Genomic DNA, 9,453 nt, shown 5'->3' with positions numbered 1-9,453 from the left:
GTTGCTTAAAAATACTGTGAGAGGCTATTTACTAGAAAACTTAATTAATTAACTTCCACAGTTTAGTTGACAAACCCGTCTGTCCTATTAAATAGATCAAGACCTTCGATTATGAAGGTCTTTTTATTCGGCTTGCTGCCGTAATTTCTGTTTCAATTCTGTTTGGAAAATCAAGGTGGAGAGAGTCATCAGTATAGCAGCGATAAATAAACTGCATTTTAAAAGGTTCATCGCTTTCGTATCTGCCAGAAAACCGATATAGGGTAAATAAAAATGCGGCCTGCCGATCAAATTCCGTTCATGGACCAGCCCCATCTCCGCTTTATCGGAATTGTCCCCTTTAACAAAGTAGCCGTCAATATTATGGTCTACAGCTAAGACTCGCCGCGTCTTGATCGCCTTTCCTTGATTCTCGTAATAGGTAATCGTATCGCCAACATGAATCGGCTCCGTCACATCCTTTACAAAAACCAAACCGCCCTGATTATATTCGGGGGCCATCTCACTATCTGAAATCACATAAGGCATAACATCCATTATTTTAGGAATAACAATCGTCAGTATCGACAGCAGAAACAGCAGAAAGATCGAAACCGCATATACAGTCGTTATTTTTTTATTTTTCAAAAGTCCCCTTTCACCTCCATAAAAAAGAAAAATCATTTATTACCATCATATCACATTCCTCAAAAAAATCTATTTTTTAGTAGATAATTGAATAAAATTTCGAATTTATTTTGAATGAAATCCGTGATATGTTACTATTATCATAGAATTCCAAACTATTTATTTTCTTTTTTTAAATGAAAGGGTGTTGCTTCATCAATGCGAATACATATAAAAAGCGTTTAATTAAAATCCAATCAAAGCGCAGCTTTATTTTAATAATATCCGTTATTTTACTAGCAGTCTCATTTGCCAGTATTAAAATTATGAATGAGATTAAAAAAACAAACGTTGAAGAATTGAAGGCTCGCTGGACCTTTATTATCAAGGATCATTCAGATCATTATATTTTCGGGAAAACGGACCAGCGTTTAAGCAACGTGCATCCAAATAATTCCTTAATCATGCAGCAGCCATTAGACATGAAGCTTAAGGACCCTCAACTGGTCGTGCGAACCAATCATCAATGGCTCGCTATCTATGTTGGTGAAAAACTGATCTACAAATACGGAGCGACTGAAAAGCAAAAGGAGCCCGGCCTTTTACAAACGACGATTCACTTACCTAAGAATTATCAGCGACAGAAGCTGCGGGTCATCACAAAAACACCCTATGAATATTATGCTGGGATTCCTGCCCGTGTATTTATCGGTGAAGCAGCAGATGTAAGCCGCTTTTTTATCTTGCATTCCCTGCCGCAGTTTTTGCTGCTGGTCATGTGCTCGACCTTGATCGTTTTAATGTTGGTATTGCTGTTTCTAAAGCCTAGTACCTCACGCAAAAGTCTGATTTCATCATTAATCTTGATTGGTTTTACATTCTTAGTGGGCGTGCAATCGATCGTTCTAAACGTTCCCCTCAGTACCTTATTTGGTCCTAAAACGTTGTCGATTCTTTATAATCTGACGGCGATCCTGATTCCAGTTTTTTTGACCAATTATTATTTGCTGCGAACTAAAAAATATCAGCACTATTATCTCTACGGTGTCGGTTCGCAGGTTTTTCTATTAATCTTTGGCTTACTATGTATCGTTGTTGGAAAATTATCGTTGCCGATCGCCGTGCAGATTTTCAGCGGCTTTAATGTCTTCATGACACTTTATACATCAGCGATCGCTCTAGCTGAATCGGCTGACCACAATCGTTTCTATACTATTTGTTCACCGGGCATCATCATGGCAGCCTTTATCCATTGCTTCTTCTACATCCAGCTGTTTGCCGGAGCCGCTAACCTGACGACAGATTGGCCATTGATTTTGTTTGGCGGGCTGATGCTCTTGATCAGCGGGTATCATTTTGAAGAGGATATCCGCTTTATCCAGCACTATCGGATCACACAGCAAGCGAAAAAGCAGCAGCTATTATTAGCGCAAGAAAAGCAAAACAACCTGCTGACGACCTTTAAGCTGCTCACTGAAAAGGAAGCCGCATGGAGTGGTCAAGCGCCTAATTTAGCTCTTCTGCTTCAACAACTGCATGAGTATTATCAAAAAGAATTTCGCAAACAAGCAAAATTCTTCTCCTGTCGGCTGGCGGTCAAAGAGGACAGCGAAATATTGAATGAAGAAAATCTCGGACTATTGATCCAGCTATTCGAAAAATTTTTGACAGATTCCCGTTTTGGTGCTGTCGACATTTCCATTCAGCAAAAGCAGGAACAATTGATTATCGAAAGTAATACGAGTGCCTTCACGCGCCATTCTTTTGATGAAACTGTCGCCGCAGCTGCTCCTTCAGATCAGCACGAAGAATTGGCGCATGCCGTCAAACAATCAAATGGCGAGTGGCATTGGCAAAATAAGGAAAAGCAGCAATACTTTAAAATTACATTGGGACTATAAAAAATCAGGAAGCAGTCTTTAAAAGACCGTTTCCTGATTTTTTAGCGTTCAATTTTTGCGCTGTCGCTTTGGACAAACTTCCTGACTTCAGATTCGCTGAATTGATTGCAATCACCTTTTACTGTATGTTTCAAGACAGAAGTCGCGGCGGCAAATTCAATGATCTCATCTGGTGAACGATCGTTAAGCAGACCATGCAATACTCCGCCAGTAAAGGCATCTCCGCCGCCGATGCGATCAATGATTGGATCGATCTGATGGTTTTTCGAGGTATGACAAACGCCATCGAGCCACAAAGTCCCCTGCAATTCATTGACACAAGCCGAATGAACGATTCGCTTTGTCGAATAAAAGGCAGTGATATTAGGAAACAGCTCCTGCATTTTCTGATAATAATGTGCAGCATCTGATCCAGCTTCTGGAATCCCTAATAAGTAGATCGCATCCATTTTTCCAGAGGAACAATAATCGATCAAAGGCAAGACCTTGGTTAAAAAAGTCCCGGCTGCTTCTTGGCTCCAGAGATTCTGGCGGTAGTTGCAATCGAAGCTGATTTTGCAGCCGGCCTTTTTCGCTGCCTTGATTACCTCAAGAGTCAGTATTTTCCACTGCTCAGACAAAGCGGGCGTGATACCGGAAATATGAAAAAGATCCACTTCAGAAAATAATTCGTTAAGCGTCCATTCTAGTTCATTCATTAACGCAAAGGCGGAATGCTGACGATCGTAAATGACCGAAGTGGCACGCTGTCCTGTTCCTTGCTCCACGTAATAAGCGCCTAATCTGCCATCACCTTTAAGCAAGTAATCTGTCTTTACTCCGTAACTTCTTAAATGCCGTTCCGCTCCTTGACCAAAACCATTGTCGGCTACCTTGCTGACAAACTGCACTTGGTGTCCAAAATTAGCTAAGGAGACAGCGACATTTGCTTCGCCGCCTCCATAAAATACGTCTAATTGTTGAGCTTGATGAAGTCGAATACCTGCTTCGGCAGATAAACGCAACATAATTTCTCCCAAGCAAACGATCTTAGCCATTGGCTTGTCCTCGAATCTCCGCAAGTTTCGCTGCATACTGCTGCGCAATCTCAGTTACCTTCGCAAAGTCGCCTACTGCTGCCGGTGCTAATAGATTGCCGCCAACACCAACGGCTACAACGCCCGCTTTAAACCATGTTTCCATATTCTCAAGATTGACACCGCCTGTCGGCATCAGGTTGATCTGAGGCAATGGAGCTTTGACCGCTGAAACCATGCTTGGTCCGCTGACACTGCCTGGAAACAGCTTGATGATATCCGCGCCGCTTTTTAGAGCCTGCTGCATCTCAGTAATCGTCATACAGCCCGGCAGGTAAGGAACCTGATACAAATTGCATAGTTCTGCCGTTTCCGAATCAAAGCTTGGACTAACCACAAATTCTGCTCCAGCCATAATCGCAAGGCGTGCCGTCACTGCATCCAACACTGTTCCAGCACCAATGACCACGTCCTGTCCTTGATAAGTTTCAACCAGCTCTTGGATCGCCGCTTGGGCATTTGGCACTGTAAAGGTCACTTCGATCCCCTTCACACCGCCTGCGATGATCGCGTGGCTGGCTTTGACTGCTTCAGTCTGGTCTTTTCCCCGAACTACTGCAATCACTCCGGCTTTTTCTAATCGTGACAAGATTTCCATTCGTTTCATTTCCTTATTATCCCCTATCCATTCAACAGTGCGCGTTCTAATAAAGCACCCGCTTGATGTTGACCTTCTAGATTTCTTTCGCCTGAGAATTTCAAGACGCGATCCATATTCGTGATGACTACAATGATCATTGTTTCTTTACCTTGACTGCGGATGTACTCTAGATCCATTTGAGCGATTTTCGTATCGGCGGTCACTTTATCGCCGACCTTCACTGGCACATCAAAGCCTTTTCCATCCAGTGTTACCGTATCGATTCCCATGTGAACCAGGACTTCTACTCCATTTGCAGTCTTAATCCCGATCGCATGTTTTGAAGGGAAGACAGTGGTCACGGTACCAGTAACTGGTGCGAATACTGCGCCGTCGACTGAGTTGATCGCAAAGCCGTCGCCCATCATTTTGCTTGAAAAGACTTCATCGGGTACATCTTCCAATGGAACATAGCTGCCTTTAGCAACAGCATGTAAATCCACTTCATTAGTAAAATCGTCTTCTTCTGTTTGCTCTTCAGGAACTAGCATATAAGTGATGACAAATGAAGAGATCAATGCAATCAAAATACCGAGAACAGCAAAGATAAAGTACTGTCCAATATAAGCCGGCAAGCTGAAAATACTTGATAAGATATAGCCGTAGATTCGAACGCCGAAGAAGCTGATAAAGGCTGAAGCTACTGAACTGCCGACAGTCGCTGCGATAAAGGCCTTCTTGTATTTTGATAAAATCCCGAATAGTGCTGGTTCAGTAATTCCTAATAGACCGGAAACAGCAGAAGATAGCACAAGTGATTTTTCTTCCTTTGATTTTACTTTCGTGTAGATCGCAGCTGTAGCACCTGTGATCGCCATGTTTGCCATGAACATCATCGGCATCAGCATATCATAGCCTTGATTGGCAAAGTTTTGCAGCGCGATTGGTGTCATCGCATGGTGCAAACCTGTAAAGATTGCAATTGGGCGAATCGCTCCTACCACGATACCGGCCAAGACTGGCGAGATCGAGAACAGCCAAGCAACACCAGCCGCTAATAAGTTTCCTAGATGGATACTAATTGGCCCAATCACGGTCAAAGTAACTAACCCTGCGGCAAATAATGAAATTGTCGGCGTAAAGACAGTTCGTAAAACCTGCGGCAGCACCTTATCGACCCAGCGATAAATATAGCTTAGTGCTAATACCGCAAAGATGATCGGAATAACTGTACCTGCGTAGTTAAAGACCGGTACAGGAATCACACCGAATAGTTTGAATGCTGAGATGGAGCCTTCAGCAACTGCGTTGGTCATCGTTGGAAACTGCAGCATCGCGGCAATCGCGACTGCCAAATATTGATTCGTCTTAAAGATTCTAGCAGCCGAAGCAGCTACAAAGAATGGCAAGAACGTAAAGACGCCGCTGGCGATCATATCAATGATCAAATACGTATCTGTTTGGTTGGAGATCACATTCAGTGCCACCAGTCCCGCCATCAATCCTTTGATCATGCCGGCGCCGGCGATCGCTGGTACGATCGGACCGAATACACCTGAAACGGTATCCATAAATAATGATACGGCACCTTTTTTCTCACCAGCATCCTGCTGACTGTTCTCATCAAGACCTAACTCTTTGGCGACCGGTGCAAAGTAATCGGCCACATCTGTTCCGATCACTACCTGCAGCTGATCGCTTTGATATTTCGTGCCGACGACTTTCGGTATTTTCTCTAACGCTTCATAATCAACCTGCTTCTCGTCTTTTAAATTGAAACGCAGCCTGGTCATACAATGCCAAGCATTGTTGATATTGTCTGCACCGCCAACATTTTTAATGATTTTTTTTGCTACATCTTCATGCTTCACTTTTTTTCCTCCTTATTCTTCGAAACGCGCTGAAACGTGTTTCCGTTTTCACACACATAGTAGCATGCTCCACCACACTTGTAAAACCAGTCCTTTTTATCTAAAAACAAAAATAATCAGCCTTATATCAACGTTTGTTAAATATTTATTTAAAAATTGGACTGTTTTTATGTGGTTAAGCTCCTTTTTTTCAGACCAAATTGACAGCCCGATCATCTACGTGTTTCAATGGGTTTGCAAATGATTCATATTGACAGACATTGGAGTGAAAAAAATGACACCAACTATCATTACTGATATAAAAAGCTTCGCGATCAAACCCGATCGCCATAATTTATTAGTCGTAAAGGTCGAAACGGATAAAGGCGTCTCCGGCGTCGGCTGCGGAACCTTTCAATTCCGGCCTTTAGCGGTTCAAACAGTCGTTGAGGAATACTTGAAACCATTACTGATCGGCAGAGATGCGAATCAAATCGAAGACCTCTGGCAGGTGATGAATGTCAATTCTTATTGGCGCAACGGACCGATCACCAACAATGCGATCGCTGGTGTCGATATGGCGCTTTGGGACATTAAAGGAAAGCTTGCCGATATGCCTTTGTATCAATTATTAGGCGGCAAGTCCCGCACAGCGATCCCAGCTTATACTCATGCTGTTGCAGATAACTTAGACGATCTGTATGGCGAAATCGATAAATTTTTAGCAGAAGGCTATCGTTATATCCGCTGTCAATTAGGTTTTTACGGCGGCAATCCAAGTAACTTGGCAACACCTGAGAATCCAATCAACGGCTCGTACTTCGACCAAGAAGACTATATGCAGACAACCTTGAAAATGTTCGCCAGCATCCAAGACAAATACGGCGGCAGCCGTTTCCAAATGCTTCATGATGTCCATGAACGCCTGCATCCGAATCAGGCGATCAACTTCGCAAAAGCAGCGGAACCATACAATCTCTTCTTTTTAGAGGATATCCTGCCGCCGAATCAAAATGAATGGTTGGCTCAATTGCGCAGCCAGTCTACTACGCCGATCGCTACGGGGGAATTGTTCAATAATCCGATGGAATGGAAAGAACTCGTACGCAATCGACAAATCGACTATATGCGGGCACACGTCTCACAAATCGGCGGGATCACACCTGCCTTGAAATTGGCCCACTTCTGTGAAGCGATGGGGATTCGAATCGCTTGGCACACACCATCGGATATCACGCCGATCGGTTTAGCAGTCAATACGCATTTGAACATTCATCTGCATAACGCCGCTATCCAAGAAAACATCGATGTTCCTGAAAACACGAAGAAGGTCTTTGGCAATATCCCTGCCCCAGAAAAAGGCTTCTTCTATCCGATCGAAGAAAGCGGGATCGGTGTGACCTTCAACGAAGAACTGGCCGCCGAATATCCTGTCGTCTATCGACCTCATGAATGGACACAAAGCCGAACACCTGATGGAACGATCGTCACACCATAAAATAAATAAACGACCCGCACTCAACATCAAACTGATTGCGGGTCGTTTATTGTATGAAATAGTTCTTATTAGTCAATCCGCGACCGATGTATCTCGCGATCAAAGGGTCGGATATAGGTCACCGAATAATCGATCGCCACGATGCTGCTGTATTCAAAAACCTGACCATCTTCTAAGATAGCCCGATTTGTGATCTGCATCGCGGGTGTGCCGCGTTTGCATAAAAGCAGCTTCGACTGTTCCTTTGAAGTCGTGATTGGATCATAGCTGGTGATGTAGTGAGAGATACGAAAGCCTTTTTGTTCCACGTAGTTCTGGATCGAATGCTCCACAACCTCTTGGGACAAATCGGGAAACATCGAGACTGGCATTTTTGAGATCTCCAGCTGTTCGATTTTATAGTTAACGATTCGTATCCGCTCAAAGGTCCACACCTCATCGCCCTCATTGATTTGAAAAATCTTTTGTTCATCTAAAGTAGCTGGGGCTTTGTTCAATTCGATCATCTTTGAATCGATTCGATCGTAGGGCGTGCGGGTCAATGAGTTAAAGATCAACGGGTTCTTCACCCATTTTTCGTGGACAAAAATCCCTGAACCTTGGACAACCCGGACGATTCCGATCTCTTCCAAGTTTTTGACCGCCTGCTGGATCGTAAAACGCGAGACCCCATAGATTTCCGCTAATTTTCGTTGATTCGGCAGTTTGCCGTTTTTAAATTCTTCCTGATAAATTTTACTTAATAAGTCTTGAACGATGAATTCACGCTTTTTCATGTCAGGCTCCTTTGTCAAACGATTTCTTCATTCTTATCTTAACAAAAGAAACGAGATTTTCCATCCACCTATCTCGTATTACAGTTTGCTCGACAAAAAAGACCCTTCGAAAATCGAAAGGTCTTTGATTATTAATAGATTAGTGTTAAGAAATCTTCTTTGGTGATATTTCCAAAATAATGGGTCAGATCGATTTGATCGATGCTTTCTTCTATGGCCTTTTTCTCATAACGGGTACCGATCAATTGATTTTCAACATCCTTGATCTCGCCTAGTCCAAAGAAATCACCGAAGACTTTCGCTTTTTCAATCTCACCGTTGGCAACATCTAAGCGAACTTCGATCGAGCCGATTGGGAAACGTTTTTGGCGTTCCAAGTTGAACTCTGGTGAACGACCATAGTTCCAATCCCAATTCTTGTAGTATTCATCAGAAATTTGATTGATAGCTTTCCAGTCTTCCTCATTCAACTCATGAGTCTTAACCTGATCGACACTATCTACCCCAAAAATCTGCAATAGAATCGCTTGACGGAATTCTTCTGTCGTCATATTTTGCTTGTCCGCTGGCAGATAATCTTTGATATTCGTCACGCGTGAACGAATCGACTTGATGCCTTTTGATTCGATCTTATCCTTTTTAACCTTCAAGGCATTCACGACTTCATCGATATCGCTGTCAAACATTAGCGTGCCATGCGCAAACATCCGTCCATTGGTTGAGTACATCGCATTTCCAGAGAATTTCTTGTCATCAATCACCAGGTCATTACGGCCTTTTAACTGTGCGCCTTCGATCCCTAGTTTATGAAGGGCTTCAACGATCGGTTCAGTTAATTTTTTGAAATCTCTAAAGGAGTTGCCGTCATCCGGCATAATGAAGCTGAAGTTCAAATTTCCAAGATCATGATAAACGGCACCTCCGCCACTTAAACGTCGAACGACATGAATCCCTTTTTCGTCCACATATTCTTTATTGATCTCTTCAATCGTGTTTTGGTTACGACCGATAATGATCGATGGTTCATTGATGTAAAAAAGCAGGATTGGTTCGTCTAATGGCATATTCTTCAATAGATAAGTCTCGATGGCAAGGTTTACTCGTGGATCACGTTCATTGTCATTTGGTACGTATAGCATTTTTCCAACTCCTAACTCCGTTTAAGG

General features: G+C 43.1%; 8 protein-coding genes. 2 read left to right on the top strand and 6 right to left on the bottom strand.

Annotation, left to right across the window (positions count from 1 at the left end; genetic code table 11):
• Positions 1 to 123: 123 nt before the first annotated feature.
• Positions 124 to 627, bottom strand: a complete 504-nt coding sequence (locus tag FFR60_RS08820; protein ID WP_249354973.1) for a signal peptidase I — start codon at positions 625 to 627, stop codon at positions 124 to 126.
• A 305-nt stretch (positions 628 to 932) separates the two neighbouring features.
• Here FFR60_RS08820 and FFR60_RS08815 point away from each other — a divergent pair, with 305 nt between their 5' ends.
• Entirely contained in the window at positions 933 to 2,507 is a 1,575-nt protein-coding gene (locus FFR60_RS08815) for an MFS transporter (RefSeq protein WP_137663850.1), read from the top strand.
• 41 nt (positions 2,508 to 2,548) lie between these two features.
• Here FFR60_RS08815 and FFR60_RS08810 read toward each other — a convergent pair whose 3' ends face one another.
• From FFR60_RS08810 to FFR60_RS08800, 3 genes are read right to left on the bottom strand one after another with little or no spacing between them, the layout of a single operon-like run.
• Positions 2,549 to 3,544: a sugar kinase gene (locus FFR60_RS08810; RefSeq protein WP_137663849.1), complete on the bottom strand. Its 996-nt coding sequence runs from the start codon at positions 3,542 to 3,544 to the stop codon at positions 2,549 to 2,551.
• On the bottom strand, positions 3,537 to 4,190 hold the full coding sequence (locus FFR60_RS08805; RefSeq protein ID WP_137663848.1) for a bifunctional 2-keto-4-hydroxyglutarate aldolase/2-keto-3-deoxy-6-phosphogluconate aldolase: 654 nt from the start codon (positions 4,188 to 4,190) through the stop codon (positions 3,537 to 3,539). Before FFR60_RS08805 ends, FFR60_RS08810 begins: the two co-directional genes overlap by 8 nt.
• A 14-nt stretch (positions 4,191 to 4,204) precedes the next feature.
• A complete protein-coding gene (locus FFR60_RS08800) occupies positions 4,205 to 6,034 on the bottom strand; it encodes a glucose PTS transporter subunit IIA (RefSeq protein WP_137663847.1) in 1,830 nt (609 codons plus the stop codon).
• Positions 6,035 to 6,308: 274 nt separating this feature from the next.
• On the opposite strand from FFR60_RS08800, the gene FFR60_RS08795 reads away from it, so the two are divergent.
• On the top strand, positions 6,309 to 7,511 hold the full coding sequence (locus tag FFR60_RS08795; protein ID WP_137663846.1) for an enolase C-terminal domain-like protein: 1,203 nt from the start codon (positions 6,309 to 6,311) through the stop codon (positions 7,509 to 7,511).
• Positions 7,512 to 7,579: 68 nt separating this feature from the next.
• On the opposite strand, the gene FFR60_RS08790 is transcribed toward FFR60_RS08795, so the two are convergent.
• Complete coding sequence (locus tag FFR60_RS08790; protein WP_088933238.1) at positions 7,580 to 8,287, bottom strand: GntR family transcriptional regulator; 708 nt, start codon at positions 8,285 to 8,287, stop codon at positions 7,580 to 7,582.
• Positions 8,288 to 8,418: 131 nt separating this feature from the next.
• Positions 8,419 to 9,426 carry a lipoate--protein ligase gene (gene lplA, locus FFR60_RS08785; RefSeq protein WP_137663845.1) on the bottom strand — a complete coding sequence of 336 codons (1,008 nt, stop codon included), beginning with the start codon at positions 9,424 to 9,426 and terminating at the stop codon, positions 8,419 to 8,421.
• Positions 9,427 to 9,453: the final 27 nt, after the last annotated feature.

The organism is Enterococcus hulanensis, assembly GCF_005405485.1.
GTDB classification, from domain to species: Bacteria; Bacillota; Bacilli; order Lactobacillales; family Enterococcaceae; genus Enterococcus_A; species Enterococcus_A hulanensis.
Note: the sequence above shows the minus strand (reverse complement) of the source record. Positions and strands in the feature narration are given on the sequence as shown.

Bases quoted from the DNA above. Each gene is read 5' to 3' on its own strand.
- FFR60_RS08795 (WP_137663846.1), top strand. From the start codon at position 6,309: ATGACACCAACTATCATTACTGATATAAAAAGCTTCGCGATCAAACCC.
- FFR60_RS08815 (WP_137663850.1), top strand. From the start codon at position 933: ATGAATGAGATTAAAAAAACAAACGTTGAAGAATTGAAGGCTCGCTGG.
- lplA (WP_137663845.1), bottom strand. From the start codon at position 9,426: ATGCTATACGTACCAAATGACAATGAACGTGATCCACGAGTAAACCTT.
- FFR60_RS08810 (WP_137663849.1), bottom strand. From the start codon at position 3,544: ATGGCTAAGATCGTTTGCTTGGGAGAAATTATGTTGCGTTTATCTGCC.
- FFR60_RS08805 (WP_137663848.1), bottom strand. From the start codon at position 4,190: ATGAAACGAATGGAAATCTTGTCACGATTAGAAAAAGCCGGAGTGATT.
- FFR60_RS08790 (WP_088933238.1), bottom strand. From the start codon at position 8,287: ATGAAAAAGCGTGAATTCATCGTTCAAGACTTATTAAGTAAAATTTAT.